The organism is Streptomyces sp. NPDC050508 (genome assembly GCF_040655155.1).
Taxonomy (GTDB): Bacteria; Actinomycetota; Actinomycetes; order Streptomycetales; family Streptomycetaceae; genus Streptomyces.
In genome coordinates this window covers 37,663-55,488 of the sequence record NZ_JBFAJJ010000033.1, presented here as the reverse complement: position 1 = coordinate 55,488, position 17,826 = coordinate 37,663, and the positions used below count along the sequence as shown (strand labels likewise).

Sequence of the window (17,826 nt, the reverse complement as noted above, 5' to 3'; positions counted from 1 at the left end):
CGAGGACCGCGGCGAGCACCGGGCGCTTCCAACTGCCCACCCGCGCGCGGTAGACGGCGCCCTCCGTGAACTCGCCGGCGCATTCCGGGACCCAGCCTCACTCACTCGTACCTGATCAACTATCTGTACGACAAAGGGACGTACGGTCGAAACCAATAGTTCCGTTTCCGGCTATTGCGTGAAGTACGCCACTTTCAAGATCGCCCGAACCCCGCCCCGCACCGCCAAGTCCCGCCCCCCACAAGAAGTTGGGCGGCGTGCCAATCCACGCACGTGGTCCAAATGGAGTACTGTTGCGAGCCCTGGGTGCGGTCTCCTGCCAGGGCGTCCGCGGCCTCAATGGACCGCTCAGAGGGGGCCAGTTGCACAGGGTGACGCAGTTGGTCACTTAGCGTTGCGAATAGGTAACCGTGCCATAACGGCGAGTCAGGGCCCGTGCCCGACACGCCGGGCAACTCGGCAAGGTTGTGGCAGGCTGCACCCGGGCAGGCCACACTCGACTAGCGGAAGCAGCGACGCACGTGACGTCGGCAGGCACCACCCGGGAGGTCCCCATGCCCGAACTGCGTGTCGTGGCCGTCTCTAACGACGGCACACGGCTGGTGCTGAAGGCTGCGGACAGCACGGAGTACACGCTTCCGATTGACGAGCGTCTGCGCGCCGCTGTACGCGGCGACCGTCCCCGCCTCGGCCAGATCGAGATCGAGGTGGAGAGCCATCTCCGCCCCCGAGACATTCAGGCACGCATACGTGCCGGCGCCTCCGCCGAGGAGGTCGCTCAGCTCGCCGGTATCCCCGTCGACCGCGTTCGCCGGTTCGAGGGTCCCGTGCTCGCCGAGCGCGCCTTCATGGCCGAGCGGGCCCGGAAGACTCCGGTCCGCCGTCCCGGCGAGAACGCAGGACCCCAGCTCGGCGAGGCCGTTCAGGAGCGACTGACGCTGCGCGGTGCCGAGAAGGACACCGTCCAGTGGGACTCCTGGCGCCGCGACGACGGCACCTGGGAGGTCCTGCTGGTCTACCGGGTCGCGGGCGAACCGCACTCGGCGAGCTGGACGTACGACCCGCCCCGGCGGCTCGTCGCGGCCGTCGATGACGAGGCGCGCTCGCTGATCGGTGAGTCCGACGACCTCGCCGCCACACCCGAGCCCAGCTTCCCGTTCGTCCCGCGGATCGCCCGGCTGCCTCGCGACCGGCCGCTGGACCGTGCCCTGGAGCGCCCGGAGCGTCCCGCGCTGCCTTCGCCCGAGCCGGTCGAGGAGAGCGAGCGCGATTCGCTGACCAGCCTCCTGGAGGCGGTACCGAGCTTCCGCGGCGACATGGTGGTTCCCGAGCGCCCCTCGGAGCCCCCGGAGGAGCCCGCCGTCGAACCGGAGGCGGAGGAGCCCCCGGCGCCCGCGGCCTCGGCCGGTTCGGCCTACGCGGACGTGCTCATGCCCCGTTCCGTCGGCGCCCACCGCGACCGTCTCATCGGCTCGACCGACCGCCAGGCCGAGGCGGACGGCGTCCGTCCTGGTCGTAGAGCAGCGGTTCCGAGCTGGGACGAGATCGTCTTCGGGACGCGAAGGAAGAAGCAGGACTAGTCAGGCGTACGACGAGGGGCCCGCAGCAGAATCGGCTGCGGGCCCCTCGTCGTACCGTCGCTACTGCGGGTCGGGGCCGACGGCGACCGGTCGCTCCGGGTCCGCGGACCACTCGGACCAGGAACCGACGTACAGCCCGGCCGGAATGCCCGCCACCGCAAGGGCCAGCACCTCGTGGGCGCCCGAGACGCCGGAGCCGCAGTACACGCCGACTCCCGCTTCCTTCGCGCCCAGGGAGTTGAAGCGGGCGGCCAGTTCCTCCACCGGGAGGAAGCGGCCGTCCGCGCCCACGTTCTCGTTGGTCGGTGCGGACACGGCGCCCGGGATGTGGCCGCCCACCCGGTCGATCGGCTCCACCTCGCCCCGGTAGCGCTCCCCCGCGCGTGCGTCGAACAGGACTCCGCTGCGGGCGAGCGCGGCGGCTCCGTCCGCGTCCAGGAGTTGCACGGCACCCGGTTCCGGCGTGAAGTCGCCCTCGGCCGGCGTCGGTTCATCCGTCTCCAGGGACCCCTCCCAAGAGGGAAGGCCGCCGTCGAGCACCCGCACGTCCGGGTGACCCGCCCAGCGCAGCAGCCACCACGCGCGGGCCGCCGCCCAGCCCTGTCCGCCGTCGTACACAACGACCGGCCGGTCGGCCGACACACCCGCGCGGCGCATCGCGGCGCCGAACCGCGCGGTGTCGGGCAGGGGGTGCCGACCGTGGGCTCCGGGGGCCGAGGCCAGTTCCTGATCGAGGTCTACGTAGACGGCACTTGGGATGTGCCCGGCCGCGTACTCGGCGCGGCCGTCGAAGGGCGGCTCACCTGTGGCCTTCGCGACGCTGAGCTGCCAGCGGATGTCGAGGAGAACCGGCGGGTTCGTCCCGGTCAGATCGCTCGCCAGTTCGGATGCGGAGATGATGGCGTTCATGGCCACCATCCTCGCGCAAGGGGTGGCCGACACGTCCAGGTCCGACTACTCTGCTCGGCCGGACAGTCTCGATCACGAGGCGTACGGGATCGAGCACATGCTGTACAACCGATGGACACCCCACGGCAATCGCCCGGAAACGGACGAGTGACCGCAGACCGGTCATCCTCCCTACGTGAGCCGCCCGTCGACGGCGCGGCCGGGGCGCGGTGCGCCACAGGGGGTGCGAGCATCGGCACGGGGCGTGCACGCGGCTGCGGCACGCGGGCCCGCAGAGCGGAAGCGACACGGCCACCGCGAGGGGCCGAGGAGAAGGTGACGATGACCGAGGCACGGGGGTCGGCCGGCCTGAACGGCGACACACATGCTCGGCGTACGCAGGGCACACCCTGCTGGGTGAGTCTGATGGTGCACGGGATGGCCACGACTCAGGAGTTCTACGGAGAGCTGTTCGGTTGGGAGTTCCAACCCGGTCCCCATCAGCTCGGCCCCTACGCGCGGGCCCTGCTCGACGGGCAGGAGGTGGCCGGTATCGGCCAGCTGCCGCCGGACCGGCACCTGCCCATCGCCTGGACGCCGTATCTCGCCTCGGACGACGTGGACCAGACGGCCGAGACGGTACGGATGTGCGGCGGCACGGTCGGGGTGGGCCCCCTGGACGCGGCCGAAGCCGGCCGACTGGCGATCGGCTCCGACCCGTCGGGCGCCGTGTTCGGCATCTGGCAGGCCGCCGCCCACCTCGGCACGTCCATCACCGGCGTCCCCGGCACACCCGCCTGGAACGAACTGCTGACCTCGGAGACCGAGAGCGTCGCCAAGTTCTACGAGGCGGTGTTCGGCTACGAGGAGGTGCCGGTGGTGTCCGCCGACTTCGACTACGTCACCCTGCACCTGGACGGCCACCCGGTCGCCGGCATCCACGGCGTCGGCACCGCCCTGCCCCGCGACCGGGGCCCGCACTGGATGACGTACTTCGAGGTCGCCGACGCGGACGAGGCACTGCGGCACGTCACGGACCTCGGCGGCCACACCCTCAGACCACCCCACGACAGCCCCCACGGCCGCGTGGCCACGGTGGCCGACCCTGAGGGCGCGATGTTCTCGGTGATCCAGGGGCCGCGGTAGCCGCTCGGGTCGCTTCGGGTGTGGTGCGGGCGGATCATGGGGACCATCAGCCGCTCCGCACACCTGGAGGAGCGATGCTTCGTCGTACGGCACCGCTGTTGACTTGCCTGCTGGCAGTTCCGGCGCTGGCTCTGGCGCCTTTGGGGACCACCGACACCAAGGTCGGGGACACCCTGCGGCTCACCGGCCTCGATTCCGGCGAGGCTCTGGACGTGACGGTGACCAAGGTCGTCGAACCGGCGCACCCGAAGGACTCCTACCTCAAGCCGAGCGCGGGAGACCACCTGGTGGCCGTCCAGTTCCGGTTGAAGAACACGGGCACGACCGTCTACGACGACTCACCGTCCAACGGCGCGACCGTGATCGACAAGAACGGGCAGCGGTTCTCCGATTCGTTCAACGATTCCACGGCCGGCCCGTCGTTCCCGGGCAGCATCACGATCAGCCCCGGAAAGGCGGCCCTCGGCTTCATTACGTTCGAGGTACCGAACACCTCCCGGGTAGTCACCGTCCAGTTCGCCATGGACAGTGGGTTCTCCGACGACGTCGGCGAGTGGCAGGTGCCCTGAGCCCTGAGTGCCGTGAGGCCTACGCCGACGTCATCGGCAGCACATCCGGTGACAAAGCCGCCGCCCGCGCCGTCGCCGACGTCATCCGGCGCCGGTGATGGCGGCGGCACAGGACCTCGTAGCCGATGGCCTCCGCCTGGTTCACGTCGCCCACGACGACCTGCGCGCCCTCGACGACCATCTCGCCGCCTATCGTGCGGGCGTTGTGGGTGGCGCGGGCGCCGCACCAGCACAGGGCCTCGACCTGGAGGACCTCCACGCGGTCGGCGAGTTCCACCAGGCGCTGGGAGCCGGGGAAGAGCTTGGAGCGGAAGTCGGTCGTGATGCCGAAGGCGTAGACGTCCAGGCCCAGGTCGTCGACCACGCGCGCGAGTTGGTCGATCTGCACCGGCGCCAGGAACTGCGCCTCGTCGGCGATGACGTAGTCCGCACGGCCGCCCTGGGAGAGGTGGTCGACGACGTACGCGTACAGGTCCTGCTCGTCCTCGACCTCCACCGCGTCGGTGACCAGGCCGAGGCGTGAGGAAAGCTTTCCTTCGCCGGCCCGGTCATCACGCGTGAAGATCATCCCCGCCAGGCCGCGCGCCGAGCGGTTGTGCTCGATCTGGAGCGCCAGGGTCGACTTCCCGCAGTCCATCGTTCCGGAGAAGAACACCAGCTCGGGCATGGGGAGTTGAACACCTTTCGGCGAAGGGGGCAGTGGGTGGACTTCAGGAGCGTACTTCGAGCAGGGGGACCAGCTGCTCGGCAGGGGTCATCGAACCGTGGTTGCCGACCATCACCGACTCCTTCGGCTCCCGCTCGGACGCGATGATCAGGACGTCGTCCCTCGCGGCGGCGATCACGTCGCCGAGGCGGTCGTAGACGCGCTCGTCGATGTGCGGGCCGAACCAGCCCGCCGCGATCGCCTCGTCCCGTGAGGCGACCCAGAACTGCTCGCCGAGCACCTCGCGCCAGCAGGTCAGTACGTCGTTCTCGGCGCCCCGCACCGCGTAGACGTGGCGGGCGCGGCCCTCGCCGCCGAGGAGGGCGACGCCGGCGCGCAGCTCCCAGTCCGCGTCGAAGTCGATGCGGTGCTCCTCGTCGAAGGGCACGTCGATCATGCCGTGATCGGCGGTGACGTACAGGGCGCTGCGCGGCGGCAGTTGCTCGGCGAGGCGCTGGACGAGCCGGTCGACGCACATGAGTTGACCGCGCCAGGTGTCGGAGGCGACGCCGTAGCGATGCCCCGCACCGTCCAGTTCGGCGTAGTACGTGTACACCAAGGAGCGGTCCCCGGCGGCCAGTTGCTCGGCCGCGAGGTCCATGCGCTCCTCGCCGGTCAGCCGTCCGTGGAACGTTCCGCCACTGAGCGCGACCTTCGTCAGCGGGGTGTTCTGGAAGGTGGGGGACGACACCTGGGCGGCGTGTACGCCCGCGTCCTGCGCCAGTTGGAAGATCGTGGGGTACGGCTGCCAGGTCTTCGGCTTGGTCCACGGCTGCCAGCGCAGCTGGTTCATCAGCTCGCCGGTGGCCGGGTTGCGCACGGTGTAGCCGGGCAGGCCGTGGGCGCCGGGCGGCAGACCGGTGCCGACGGAGGCGAGGGAGGTCGCGGTGGTCGCCGGGTAGCCGGCGGTGAGCGGTCGTCCCGTGCCGCCGCGCGAGCTGCCGAGGAGCGCGTGGAGGTAAGGGGCCTCGTCGGCGTGGTCCTTGATCTGCTCCCAGCCGAGGCCGTCGATCAGGAAGACGCAGTTGCGGTCGGCCGGGGTCAGCTCCGTGATCACCGCGGTCGTACCGGGTACGCCCATGCCCGCGGCCAGCGTGGGCAGCAGGTCGGCGAGGGAGCCGGAGCCGTACTCGGGGACGGGCGCGGACTCGACGGCGAGGGGCTCGGGGTGGTCCCAGGTTGCGGGCTGCGCCATTATCGCGGTACGTCCGCGGTCGCCTCGGAGAGCGACTGCGCGAAGGCGAGAGTCTGCTGCACCGTCTCCGGGCCGTCGCCGGCCTCGCTGACGCGCAGGCTCAGGTCGTCCGCCGTCGAGTTGCCCGTGTAGCCGTGGTCGGCCTCGCAGTTGGGGTCGCCGCAGGCGGCCGGCTCCAGGTCGATCCGGGAGACGGCACCCCAGCCGATGGTCAGCACGACCTCGCGGGGCAGCGTGCCCGGCGTGTACGACTCCGGGTTGGCGACCACTCGGCTGAGCACCACGGACGAGATCCGGCCGATCTTCACGGACTCCGTGGACGTCGTGGCGTACGGCGTCGGGGAGGTGCTGTCGGCGGCCTGCTCGTCGGTGTGGCTGACGATGAAGCGGTTGCCGGTGAGGACCAGCACGGTCACGTGCCGGCGCACCTCGTTCTGGTCGAACGTGGTCTCCTGGTGGACCAGGAACGACCGGATCGGATCGCCGCCGACGGCGGCCTCCACCGCCTCGGCCACGAGGGCCGGGTAGTAGCCGCTGCGCTCGATCGCCGCACGCAGCCCCTGGGTCGTCGTACTGGTCTTGGCCATACGCCCATCCTACGGTGGCCCACTGACTGCGAGGCACCGCTCAGGACGGTCCGATCCCGCCTGTCTCAGTGGACGGCCGGCGCCCGGTCAGTACACGGGAAGCGTCCGCGGGCCCAGGTCGTCGCGGGCGGGCGGCGGGGCCAGGCGGACGGAGGCGCCGAGAACGCTCAGGCCGTGTGCGGCGACGACGACCGGTTCCAGGGTCACGGCGACGACCTCGGGATGGTCGTCGACCAGCCGCGAGACGCGCAGCATCAGCTCCTCCAGGGCAGGCGTGTCGACCGGCGTCGAACCGCGCCAGCCGAACAGGAGCGGCGCCGTCCGGATCGACCGGATCAGCGAGCCGGCCTCCCGGTCCGTGACCGGAATCAGCCGGTGCGCGGTGTCCCCGAGCAGCTGCGAGGCGGCTCCGGCGAGTCCGAACGACAGCACGGCCCCCGCCGCCGGATCGATGACGGCCCGTACGACGGTGTCGACCCCGCGCGGCGCCATCCGCTGCACCACCGGCCGCAGTTCCTCCGGCTTCCCGAACAACTCGCCCAACTCGACGTAGGCCCGCCGCAGTTGCTCCTCGTCCGCCAGATCCAGGCGTACGCCGCCCAGGTCGGCGCGGTGCCGCAGGTGCGGGGCGGTGGCCTTGAGGGCGACCGGGTAGCCGAGGGTGCGGGCGGCCTCGGCGGCGTCATCGGGGGTGGGCGCGGGCAGCGCGCGGTGGACGTCCACGCCGTACTTCCCGAGGAGCTCGCACGTGTCGTCGGTGCCGAGCGTGAGGCCCTGCCCGCGCGCGAGCAGCCCGCCGATCAGCGCGGCGGACCCCTTCTCGTCGATGTCCTCGAACTCGGGGACCCTGCCGGGGTCGACGGCCTCGCGCCGCCACTGCGCGTACTTCACGGCTTCGGCGAGGGCACGGACGGCGCGCTCGGCGGCGGGGTAGGCGGGGATGAGGCCGCCGCCTTCAAGGGGCCGCACCACGGTGGGCAGGCGTTCCGCAGGGCGGAACGGGTGGGCAGCGCCTACAGTGCCGGGTGCCTTCGAACCGACCTGTGGCGCCGTGCTGGTAGCAGCTGACAATGCTTCCGCAAGCCCTCCGAGCTCCACGTGCACCACCAACACCGGCTTCCCAGGAACCTCCTCGGCAGCCGACCTCAACGCCTCCGCCAACGCCGCGTCCTCCGCCTGCCCCTCCCCCACCGCGGGTATCGCCGTCACCACAACCGCGTCGCACCCCTCATCGGCCAACGCCTCCGACAGTGCCCGATGGAAGTCCACCGCCGTGGCCGCCGTGGTCAGATCCAGCGGAGCGAGTGGCCGCAGCCCCTCGGAGAGGCACGCGTCGAACGTCAGCAGTCCCAGCGACTCGGAGTTCCCGACGATCGCCACCCGCGGCCCGCCGGGCAGCGGCTGCCGTGCGAGCAGCAGCCCTGTGTCGACCAGTTCGGTGATCGTCTCGACCCGGATCACCCCGGCCTGCCGCAGCAGCGCGGACACGGTCGCGTGCGGCAGCCGCGTCGCCCGTACCTCGTGCCCCTGGGGGGCTGATCCGGCGCCCTGCACCACGACCAGTGGCTTCGCCGCCGCCGTGCGCCGGGCGAGGCGGGTGAACTTGCGGGGGTTGCCGATGGACTCCAGGTACATGAGGGCGACGTCGGTGTCGGGGTCGTCGTACCAGTACTGAAGGACGTCGTTGCCGGACACGTCCGCGCGGTTGCCGGACGACACGAAGGTGGACACACCCGTGACCCCGGTGACCCCGCCGCCGCGTCGGTGCAGCCGGGAGAGCAGGGCGATGCCGATGGCGCCGGACTGCGCGAACATCCCGATGCGTCCGGGGCGTGGCATCTCGGGCGCGAGGGACGCGTTCAGCCGTACGTCGGCGGCGGTGTTGATGACGCCGAAGGCGTTCGGCCCGATGATGCGCATGCCGTACGTGCGCGCGTGGCGCACGAGTTCGCGTTGGCGCTCGCGTCCCTCGGGGCCGCTCTCGGCGTAACCGGCGGTGACCACGACGAGCCCCTGCACCCCGTGCTCACCGCACTCGGTGACGACCTCGGGGACGTACTCGACCGGGACGGCGACGACCACGAGGTCGACGGGGCCTTCGATGTCGCGCACCGAGCGGTGCGCCGGCACCCCGTCGAGTTCCTTCAGCTCCTCGGGGAAGGCCTTGTTCACGGCGTACAGGCCGCCGGTGAACCCGGCGTCCCTGATGTTGTCGAGAACGCTGCGGCCCACCCCGCCGGTCGCGCGGCCCACGCCGACGACGGCGACCGAGCCGGGCACCAACAGCCGTCGTACGGACCGCGCTTCGGCGCGCTGCTCCCGCGCGCGCTGCACGGCGAGGGACCGGTCCGTGGGTTCGAGGTCGAACTCCAGGCGTACGACGCCGTCCTCGAAGCTGCGTTTCTGGGTGTAGCCGGCGTCCGTGAACACCTTGATCATCTTGTTGTTGGCGGGGAGCACCTCGGCGGCGAAGCGGCGGATGCCGCGCTCGCGGGCGACGGCCGCGATGTGCTCCAGGAGGGCGGAGGCGACACCCCTCCCCTGGTGCGCGTCCTGCACCAGGAAGGCGACCTCGGCCTCGTCCGCCGGTGCGGAGGCGGCACGCCCGTCGGCACTAATGCGGTCATAGCGTACGGTGGCGATGAACTCGCCGCCGACGGTGGCCGCGAGTCCCACCCGGTCCACAAAGTCGTGGTGCGTGAAGCGGTGGACATCCTTGGCGGACAGGCGAGGATACGGCGCGAAGAAGCGGTAGTACTTCGACTCGTCGGAGACCTGCTCGTAGAAGCTGACCAGGCGATCGGCGTCGTCGACGGTGATGGGCCTGACGCGCGCGGTACCCCCGTCGCGCAGCACCACGTCGGCTTCCCAGTGGGCGGGGTACTCGTGCCGGTCCGACGAGGTCTGCATGGGCCCCAGCGTACGGCTCGCGTCCGACAACGGCGCGAGGCAGTCTGTGGGAGAAAGCAGCAAGGAGAAGTCGGGCCGAGGCCGCGGTCCGACTCCTCGCTCCGGACGGTCCACAGGACTGGTCCGGGCTCGCTTCACGTGTGGGAAACTGGTCTAGACAACCCTGAGACTCTGAAGGGCAGCATCACATGGCTGAGCGCCGCGTCAACGTCGGCTGGGCGGAGGGCCTTCACGCCCGCCCCGCCTCCATCTTCGTCCGGGCCACCACGGCCGCGGGTATCCCCGTGACGATCGCCAAGGCCGACGGCAACCCCGTCAACGCGGCCTCCATGCTCGCGGTCCTGGGCCTGGGCGCCCAGGGCGGCGAGGAGATCGTCCTCGCCTCCGAGGCCGAGGGCGCCGACGCGGCCCTCGACCGGCTGGCGAAGCTGGTCGCCGAAGGTCTTGAGGAACTCCCCGAGACCGTCTGAGGCACGCCCCCTTTGCGCCTAAACCGGCGCCGCTCTCGCGGAGGTGGTTGCGCGCCATCGGGGTTCCTCAATTGATGGTTGCGGCGCTTTCGCCGCAAAAACGATGTACCGCAACCTCGAAGGGCTCGTCCGAATTACCGGGCGAGCCCTTCGCAATTCCACTTACGGGCAGCAGAAATAATCCCCCGCGAATTATCTCCTCTTTGTATACGGTGCCCGTGTTAATGCCGCAGGCCGGACATGTTTACGGGAGGTTGCGAAGTCCTCACACGGTCCGTGCCGTTCGCGCCGTTCGCCCCGCCGGGAAAGCGCAGCCGGTGCGCGGTGCCCGCCCGCTCGGTGTGCAGGGCGGTGATCGCCCGCGCCCGCTCGCTGTCGCCGCGCGCCACCGCGTCCACGATGGCCCCGTGCTCGGCCCAGGACTCCACGGGGTTGGCCGGTGCGTCCACCGCGTACATCCAGGCGATCTTGTGCCGCAGCTGGGTCAGCATCGAGGTCAGCGCGGGGCTCCCGGAGGCCTGTGCCAGCGTCTCGTGGAACCAGCTGCCCAGGGAGCGCAGATCCTCGCTGTTGCCCCGCCTGGCGCGCTCCTGGCCCAGCCTGACGAGGCCGCGCAGCACCTTGAGGTGGGCCTCAGTGCGCCGCTGAGCGGCCCGTGAGGCGCCGAGCGGCTCCAGCAGCATCCGCATCTCCAGCAGGTCGGCGGCCTCCTGCTCGGTCGGTTCCGCGACGCACGCGCCCGCGTGCCTCCGGGTCACCACGAACCCCTCGGCCTCCAGCGTGCGCAGGGCCTCCCGGACGGGGACGCGCGAGACCCCGTACCGGCGCGCGAGGAGTTCCTCCGTGAGCCGGCTGCCGCGCTCGTAGACACCGGCGACGATGTCGTCCCGGATCGCCGTGCATACCGAGTGCGCCGGAATACGCATGTCCGACCTCCGCCTTAATCCCCGTGAAACGTCGACGATTGACGTGTGTTCCGTGACTCTATTGCAATGAGCGGGAATTTCCGATGGCGGGCCGGAATCCATGGATATTTTTTGGACAGGAGGGCTCCGGAAACGCCGAAAGCCCCGGCCGGCGGGCCAGGGCTTCGGGAAGTGCGGCGCCGAGTCGTCAGACGTTCACACCGTGCTTGCGGAGGTAGGCGACGGGGTCGACGTCGGAGCCGTACTCGGCGGTCGTGCGGGCCTCGAAGTGGAGGTGCGGTCCGGTGACGTTGCCGGTCGCCCCGGAGAGGCCGATCTGCTGGCCCGGGGTGACGCTCTGGCCGACGGAGACGCCGATGGACGACAGGTGGCCGTACATGGTGTACATGCCGTCGGCCATCTTGATCACGACCTGGTTGCCGTACGAGCCTCCCCAGCCGGCCTCGACGACGGTGCCGGAGCCCACCGCGTGCACGGAGGTGCCGGTCGAGGCGTGGAAGTCGATGCCCGTGTGGGCACCGGAGGACCACAGGGAACCGCCGGTCTTGTAGCCGGTGGAGACGTACGAGCCGTAGACCGGGGCGACGAAGGCGTTGAGCTTCTCGCGCTCGGCGGCGCGGGCGGCGCGTACCTCGGCCTCGCGCTCCGCCTTGGCCAGTGCGGCGGCCTTGGCGCGGGCCTCCTCCTTGGCGGCCTGCTCGGCCGCGGCCTGCTGCTGGGCGGCGGCCTGGGCGTCGATCTTCTCGGCGACGGAGTCGCCCATGGCGATGACGGGGGTGAGGCCGGTCTGTTCGGCGGCGGATTCCGTGGCGAACGCGGGGGCGCTCGCGAGGGTGCCGACGACGCCGGTGGTGGTGAGGGCCGCGACACTCGCGACACGAACGGTAGTGCGGTGGGTCCGGCTCGGGCGACGGTGCTTCCCGGTGGCGCGGGTGAACGCCATGTAGTGGCTGGTCCTTTCCTTCCTTCTCGCCTACCGGGTTAGCTGACGGGTTCGGAGCAGGAAGGTCTCCTACGGACCCCCTCGCTACGCGCGCGGGCGTCCGATTCACCCCAGGGACTCTTGTGGGTCCCCGGCTCCCCTGGCTCGCGCCGTACGGGGACTCGGCGATGACTGTCCGGTGCCACGAGTGCGGCGCGGTGCCTGACGGACAGCCGGACCGACGCTAAGGGGGGTCACTTTCAATCCCCAAACGGATCACGGTTTTTGTTGGGTATGCCACAGGGCAGACGGGCAACCTCTCCCCCAATTCGGACAATAGGGAGCCCTGGTGACGCTTCAGTCACCAGGGCTCCCCACGCGCGCGTGCAGCTACTCCGTCTACTCCGCCGGAACGACGGTCACTTCACCGATGCCGAGAGCCTCCACAGGCTCCTTGATCTGCTCCGCGTCGCCGACGAGGATCGTCACCAGACGGTCCACCGGGAAGGCGTTCACGACCGCCGCGGTGGCCTCCACGGTGCCGGTCGCGGCGAGTTGCTGGTACAGCGTCGCCTGGTAGTCGTCGGGCAGGTGCTGCTCGACCTGGTCGGCCAGCGTGCTCGCGACGGCCGCGGCGGTCTCGTACTTGAGCGGCGCCACCCCGACGAGGTTCTGTACGGCGATGTCCCGCTCGGTGTCGGTGAGTCCGCCCTCGGCGAGCTTGCGGAGCACCGTCCACAGGTCGTCCAGCGCGGGACCGGTGTTCGGGGTGTCCACGGAGCCGCTGATGGCGAGCATCGACGCGCCCGTGCCGTCGGGTGCCGAGCGCAGCACCTGGCCGAACGCCCGCACACCGTAGGTGTAGCCCTTCTCCTCGCGCAGGACGCGGTCCAGGCGGGAGGTGAGGGTGCCACCGAGGCAGTACGTGCCGAGCACCTGGGCGGGCCACACTCGGTCGTGCCGGTCGGCACCGACGCGGCCGATGAGCAGCTGCGTCTGGACGGCGCCGGGACGGTGCACGATCACGACCCGCCCGGTGTCGTCGGCGGTCACCGGCGGCACGGGACGCGGCTGCGCGGTGGAGCCCGTCCACGAACCCAGGGTGTCGGCCAGAAGCGCGTCCAGGTCGATGCCGGTGAGGTCGCCGACGACCACGACGGTGGCCGTCGCCGGCCGAACGTGCCGTTCGTAGAAGGCGCGTACGGCACCGGAGTCGATCTTCTGGACGGTCTCCTCGGTGCCCTGGCGCGGACGCGACATGCGCGAGGTCGCCGGGAACAGCTCCTTGGAGAGCTCCTTGGCCGCGCGGCGGGACGGGTTGGCCGTCTCGTGCGGGATCTCGTCGAGGCGGTTGCGCACCAGCCGCTCGACCTCGCTGTCCGCGAAGGCGGGCGCCCTGAGGGCGTCCGACAGCAGGCCGAGGCCCTTGGCCAGGCGCGAGGCCGGGACCTCCAGGCTCAGGCGCAGTCCGGGGTGGTCGGCGTGCGCGTCGAGGGTGGCGCCGGAGCGCTCCAGCTCGGCGGCGAACTCCTCGGCGGAGTGCTTGTCGGTGCCCTCGGAGAAGGCCCGCGCGGTGATCGTGGCGACACCGTCCAGGCCGGCCGGTTCGGCCTCCAGGGGCGCGTCCAGGAGCACCTCGACGGCGACGACCTGCTGGCCGGGGCGGTGGCAGCGCAGCACGGTCAGGCCGTTGCCGAGCGTCCCGCGCTCCGGGGCCGGGAAGGCCCACGGCCTGGCCTCGCCGGCCTGGGGCTGTGGGTGGAATTCCATCGTGGCGAGCTCGGTCACTTGGCCGCCTCCTCGTTCTCGTCGCCGGCCTCTGCTTCGTCATCCTCGGCCGCGATGGGCTCGTACACGAGCACCGCGCGGTTGTCGGGGCGCAGGCGGGCCTTGGCGACCTGCTGCACCTCCTCCGCCGTCACGTCCAGGACGCGCTGTACGGCGGTCAGGGCGAGCTGCGGGTCGCCGAACAGGACGGCGTACCGGCACAGTTCGTCGGCGCGGCCCGCGACCGTGCCGAGCCGGTCCAGCCACTCGCGCTCCAACTGGGCCTGGGCGCGCTCCATTTCCTCGGCCGTGGGGCCCTCCTCGGCGAACCGGGCGAGCTCCTCGTCGATGGCGGCCTCGATGACCGGCACCTCGACGTCACCTGACGTCTTGACGTCCAGCCAGCCCAAGGAGGGCGCCCCGGCCAGCCGCAGCAGACCGAAGCCGGCCGCAACAGCCGTACGGTCGCGCCGTACAAGGCGGTTGTAGAGGAGCGAGGACTCGCCGCCGCCGAGGATGGTGAGGGCGAGGTCGGCCGCGTCGGACGCGCGCGTGCCGTCCTCCGGGAGCCGGTAGGCACACATCAGGGCGCGGGCCGGGACCTCCTCGACGACGACCTCACGCAGCTCCCCGCCCATCGAGTCGGGCAGCGAACCGTCACGGGGCGCGGGCTTGCCGTCGTGCGACGCGATGGACCCGAAGTACTTCTCGATCCAGGCGAGTGTCTGCTCGGGGTCGATGTCGCCGACCACGGACAGGACCGCGTTGTTGGGCGCGTAGTAGGTGCGGAAGAACGCACGCGCGTCCTCCAGGGTGGCCGCGTCCAGGTCCGCCATCGAGCCGATGGGCGTGTGGTGGTAGGGGTGGCCCTCCGGGTAGGCGAGGGCGGTCAGCTTCTCGAACGCGGTGCCGTAGGGCACGTTGTCGTAGCGCTGGCGGCGCTCGTTCTTGACGACGTCCCGCTGGTTCTCCATGGACTCTTCGTCCAGGGCGGCCAGAAGCGAGCCCATGCGGTCGGCCTCCAGCCAGAGGGCGAGCTCCAACTGGTGGGTGGGCATGGTCTCGAAGTAGTTGGTGCGCTCGAAGCTGGTGGTGCCGTTGAGCGAACCGCCCGCGCCCTGCACCAGTTCGAAGTGTCCGTTGCCCTTCACCTGTCCGGAGCCCTGGAACATCAGGTGCTCGAAGAGGTGAGCCAGGCCGGTACGCCCCTTGACCTCGTGGCGGGAACCGACGTCGTACCAGAGGCACACCGCCGCGACCGGGGTCAGGTGGTCCTCGGAGAGGACCACGCGCAGACCGTTGGCCAGGCGGTGTTCGGTCGCTGTCAGACCGCCGGATCCTGCCTCGGCGGTGGCCGTGTGACCCATGGGCATGTACGTCCCTTCGATCGCGGATTCTCTGGCTGGAACCGCAGAAATCCTGCTCGTCCCGCCACTGTATGCAAGCGTGCGCACCGTCGGCGAAGTTCCCGGCGGACGTACGCCCAGAGCGAGATCGCGTAGCCTGCGGCAGTCGCAACACGTGGACTCACGCGGCAGCCGTCGGCGACGGAGCCGAGCGGCCGACGCCGGGTCCTGGTCCGCGTTGTCAGTGCCGCGGTCCACAATGGTTCACGTCAGACCCCGTTCACGCTTCAGCAAGAGTGAGCCGAAGGGGAGCGACCCCCAGGCGAGCGACCAGAAAAGAGGAGCCGGCAGCGATGGCCCGCCGCAGCACGAAGACCCCGCCGCCCGACGACTCGTTCGAGGAGCGGATCCTCGACATCGACGTCGTCGACGAGATGCAGGGCTCCTACCTTGAGTACGCGTACTCGGTCATCTACTCCCGAGCCCTGCCGGACGCCCGGGACGGCCTGAAGCCGGTCCACCGACGCATCGTCTACCAGATGGACGAGATGGGCCTGCGCCCCGACCGCGGATACGTCAAGTGTGCGCGAGTCGTGGGTGAAGTAATGGGAAAGCTGCACCCGCACGGGGATGCGTCGATCTACGACGCCCTGGTGCGCATGGCCCAGCCCTTCTCCATGCGCGTGCCGCTGGCCGACGGCCACGGCAACTTCGGCTCGCTGGGCAACGACGACCCGCCGGCCGCCATGCGGTACACCGAGTGCCGGCCGTCCGAGGCTGCCAACCTGATGACCGAGTCGATCGACGAGGACACGGTCGACTTCACCCCGAACTACGACGGCCAGGAGCGGGAGCCGGTGGCCCTGCCCGCCGCCTTCCCGAACCTCCTGGTGAACGGCTCGTCGGGCATCGCCGTCGGCATGGCCACCAACATGCCGCCGCACAACCTGGGCGAAGTCATCGCCGCCGCCCGCCACTTGATCCGCTATCCGAACGCGGACCTGGACACCCTGATGCGGCACGTCCCCGGCCCCGACCTGCCCACGGGCGGCCGGATCGTCGGCCTCACCGGCATCCGGGACGCGTACGAGACCGGCCGCGGCACCTTCAAGATCCGCGCCACGGTCGCCGTGGACAACGTGACGGCGCGCCGCAAGGGCATCGTCGTCACCGAACTGCCCTTCTCCGTGGGCCCGGAGAAGGTGATCGCCAAGATCAAGGACCTGGTCGGCGCGAAGAAGCTGCAGGGCATCGCCGACGTCAAGGACCTCACCGACCGCGCGCACGGCCTGCGCCTGGTCATCGAGATCAAGAACGGCTTCGTGCCCGAAGCGGTCCTGGAGCAGCTCTACAAGCTGACGCCGATGGAGGAGTCCTTCGGCATCAACAACGTGGCGCTGGTCGACGGCCAGCCCCTCACGCTCGGCCTCAAGGAACTCCTGGAGGTCTATCTCGACCACCGCTTCGACGTCGTACGGCGACGCAGTGAGTTCCGCCGCACCAAGCGGCGCGACCGCCTCCACCTGGTGGAGGGCCTGCTCACCGCGCTCATCGACATCGATGAGGTCATCCGGATCATCCGCTCCAGCGACAACTCGGCGCAGGCGAAGCAGAGCCTGATGGAGCGCTTCTCCCTGTCGGACATCCAGACGCAGTACATCCTGGACACGCCGCTGCGCCGGCTCACCCGGTTCGACCGGATCGAGCTGGAGTCGGAGATGGAGCGACTCACCGCGGAGATCGCGGAACTGACCCGCATCCTGGAGTCGGACACCGAGCTGCGCAAGCTGGTCTCGACCGAACTGGCCGCGGTGGCGAAGAAGTTCGGCACCGACCGGCGTACGGTCCTGCTGGAGTCGGCGGGCGCGCCCGCCGCCACCGTGCCGCTCCAGGTGGCCGACGACCCGTGCCGGGTGCTGCTCTCCTCGACGGGCCTGCTGGCCCGTACGGCGAACGGCGAGCCCTTCCCGGAGGACTCCGAGGCCCGGCGCACCAAGCACGACGTGATCGTCTCGGCGGTCCCGGCGACGGCCCGCGGCGAGCTGGGCGCGGTCACGTCGACCGGCCGCCTCCTCCGCATCAACGTCGTGGACCTCCCCCAACTCCCGGAGACGGCAGCCGCGCCGAACCTCTCCGGCGGCGCGCCGGTCTCGGAGTTCGTCTCCCTGGACGAGGGCGAGACGGTCATCTGCCTGACGACCCTCGACGAGTCCTCCCCGGGCCTCGCCATCGGCACGGAGCAGGGCGTCGTCAAGCGCGTGGTCCCCGACTACCCCACGAACAAGGAGGAGTTGGAGGTCATCACGCTCAAGGACGGCGACCGGATCGTCGGCGCGATCGAGTTGCGCACCGGTGAGGAGGACCTGGTCTTCATCACGGACGACGCCCAACTCCTGCGCTACCAGGCCTCCCAGGTCCGCCCCCAGGGCCGCCCTGCCGGCGGCATGGCGGGCATCAAGCTCGTCGAGGGCGCGAAGGTCATCTCGTTCACGGCGGTCGACCCGGCCGTGGACGCGGTCGTCTTCACGGTCGCCGGCTCACGCGGCACGCTCGACGACTCCGTCCAGACGACGGCCAAGCTGACCCCGTTCGACCAGTACCCCCGCAAGGGCCGAGCCACCGGCGGCGTCCGCTGCCAGCGCTTCCTCAAGGGCGAGGACTGCCTCTCCCTGGCCTGGGCGGGCGCAGTACCGGCCAAGGCCGCACAGCGGGACGGCACCCCGGCGGAGCTCCCGGAGATGGACCCGCGGCGCGACGGCTCGGGCGTGTCGCTGGTGAAGACGGTGTCGGTGGTGGCGGGGCCGGTGTAACCCG

Annotated in this window: 15 protein-coding genes and 1 riboswitch; of the genes, 6 read left to right on the top strand and 9 right to left on the bottom strand. The window is 70.7% G+C overall.

All coding sequences use genetic code 11. The features are described from left to right. Nucleotides 1-554: 554 nt before the first annotated feature. On the top strand, nucleotides 555-1,580 hold the full coding sequence (gene sepH, locus AB0I69_RS46835) for a septation protein SepH (protein ID WP_363101967.1): 1,026 nt from the start codon (nucleotides 555-557) through the stop codon (nucleotides 1,578-1,580). Between the two features lie 60 nt (nucleotides 1,581-1,640). Here the strand turns inward: sepH and AB0I69_RS46830 are convergent, their stop codons facing one another. After that, nucleotides 1,641-2,489, bottom strand: a complete 849-nt coding sequence (locus tag AB0I69_RS46830) for a sulfurtransferase (RefSeq protein WP_363101966.1) — start codon at nucleotides 2,487-2,489, stop codon at nucleotides 1,641-1,643. Here AB0I69_RS46830 and AB0I69_RS46825 point away from each other — a divergent pair. The 3 genes from AB0I69_RS46825 to AB0I69_RS46815 all read left to right on the top strand — a co-directional run bounded on the left by AB0I69_RS46825 (nucleotide 2,488) and on the right by AB0I69_RS46815 (nucleotide 4,183). Further along, a complete protein-coding gene (locus AB0I69_RS46825; RefSeq protein ID WP_363101965.1) occupies nucleotides 2,488-2,640 on the top strand; it encodes a hypothetical protein in 153 nt (50 codons plus the stop codon). The genes AB0I69_RS46830 and AB0I69_RS46825 overlap by 2 nt on opposite strands. A gap of 170 nt (nucleotides 2,641-2,810) precedes the next feature. Further along, nucleotides 2,811-3,614, top strand: a complete 804-nt coding sequence (locus tag AB0I69_RS46820; protein WP_363101964.1) for a VOC family protein — start codon at nucleotides 2,811-2,813, stop codon at nucleotides 3,612-3,614. Nucleotides 3,615-3,688: 74 nt separating this feature from the next. After that, nucleotides 3,689-4,183, top strand: coding sequence for a DUF4352 domain-containing protein (locus tag AB0I69_RS46815; RefSeq protein ID WP_363101963.1), 495 nt, complete (start codon nucleotides 3,689-3,691; stop codon nucleotides 4,181-4,183). Between the two features lie 19 nt (nucleotides 4,184-4,202). Here the strand turns inward: AB0I69_RS46815 and AB0I69_RS46810 are convergent, their stop codons facing one another. The 4 genes from AB0I69_RS46810 to AB0I69_RS46795 form a co-directional block, all read right to left on the bottom strand. Further along, on the bottom strand, nucleotides 4,203-4,850 hold the full coding sequence (locus AB0I69_RS46810) for a thymidine kinase (protein ID WP_043678008.1): 648 nt from the start codon (nucleotides 4,848-4,850) through the stop codon (nucleotides 4,203-4,205). 43 nt (nucleotides 4,851-4,893) lie between these two features. Continuing rightward, entirely contained in the window at nucleotides 4,894-6,084 is a 1,191-nt protein-coding gene (locus tag AB0I69_RS46805) for a nucleotide pyrophosphatase/phosphodiesterase family protein (protein ID WP_363101962.1), read from the bottom strand. Further along, a complete protein-coding gene (locus tag AB0I69_RS46800) occupies nucleotides 6,084-6,671 on the bottom strand; it encodes a DUF5998 family protein (protein ID WP_363101961.1) in 588 nt (195 codons plus the stop codon). The genes AB0I69_RS46805 and AB0I69_RS46800 overlap by 1 nt, the downstream gene beginning before the upstream one ends. Before the next feature lie 87 nt (nucleotides 6,672-6,758). Beyond that, entirely contained in the window at nucleotides 6,759-9,581 is a 2,823-nt protein-coding gene (locus tag AB0I69_RS46795; protein WP_363101960.1) for a GNAT family N-acetyltransferase, read from the bottom strand. A 188-nt stretch (nucleotides 9,582-9,769) separates the two neighbouring features. Here AB0I69_RS46795 and AB0I69_RS46790 point away from each other — a divergent pair, with 188 nt between their 5' ends. After that, complete coding sequence (locus tag AB0I69_RS46790) at nucleotides 9,770-10,051, top strand: HPr family phosphocarrier protein (RefSeq protein ID WP_043677998.1); 282 nt, start codon at nucleotides 9,770-9,772, stop codon at nucleotides 10,049-10,051. Nucleotides 10,052-10,272: 221 nt separating this feature from the next. On the opposite strand, the gene AB0I69_RS46785 is transcribed toward AB0I69_RS46790, so the two are convergent. From AB0I69_RS46785 to AB0I69_RS46770, 4 genes are all read right to left on the bottom strand, one after another. Further along, on the bottom strand, nucleotides 10,273-10,977 hold the full coding sequence (locus tag AB0I69_RS46785; RefSeq protein ID WP_033283971.1) for a GntR family transcriptional regulator: 705 nt from the start codon (nucleotides 10,975-10,977) through the stop codon (nucleotides 10,273-10,275). Nucleotides 10,978-11,164: 187 nt separating this feature from the next. Then, nucleotides 11,165-11,920 (bottom strand): M23 family metallopeptidase, encoded by a 756-nt coding sequence (locus AB0I69_RS46780; RefSeq protein WP_363101959.1) that lies wholly within the window; start codon nucleotides 11,918-11,920, stop codon nucleotides 11,165-11,167. A 13-nt stretch (nucleotides 11,921-11,933) separates the two neighbouring features. After that, a riboswitch (cyclic di-AMP (ydaO/yuaA leader) is annotated at nucleotides 11,934-12,097 on the bottom strand. A gap of 201 nt (nucleotides 12,098-12,298) precedes the next feature. Continuing rightward, complete coding sequence (locus AB0I69_RS46775) at nucleotides 12,299-13,687, bottom strand: pitrilysin family protein (protein WP_363101958.1); 1,389 nt, start codon at nucleotides 13,685-13,687, stop codon at nucleotides 12,299-12,301. After that, nucleotides 13,684-15,039 carry a pitrilysin family protein gene (locus tag AB0I69_RS46770; protein ID WP_363101957.1) on the bottom strand — a complete coding sequence of 452 codons (1,356 nt, stop codon included), beginning with the start codon at nucleotides 15,037-15,039 and terminating at the stop codon, nucleotides 13,684-13,686. Before AB0I69_RS46770 ends, AB0I69_RS46775 begins: the two co-directional genes overlap by 4 nt. Nucleotides 15,040-15,365: 326 nt before the next feature. Between AB0I69_RS46770 and AB0I69_RS46765 the strand changes: the two genes are divergently transcribed. Next, nucleotides 15,366-17,822, top strand: a complete 2,457-nt coding sequence (locus AB0I69_RS46765; RefSeq protein ID WP_363101956.1) for a DNA topoisomerase IV subunit A — start codon at nucleotides 15,366-15,368, stop codon at nucleotides 17,820-17,822. Nucleotides 17,823-17,826: the final 4 nt, after the last annotated feature.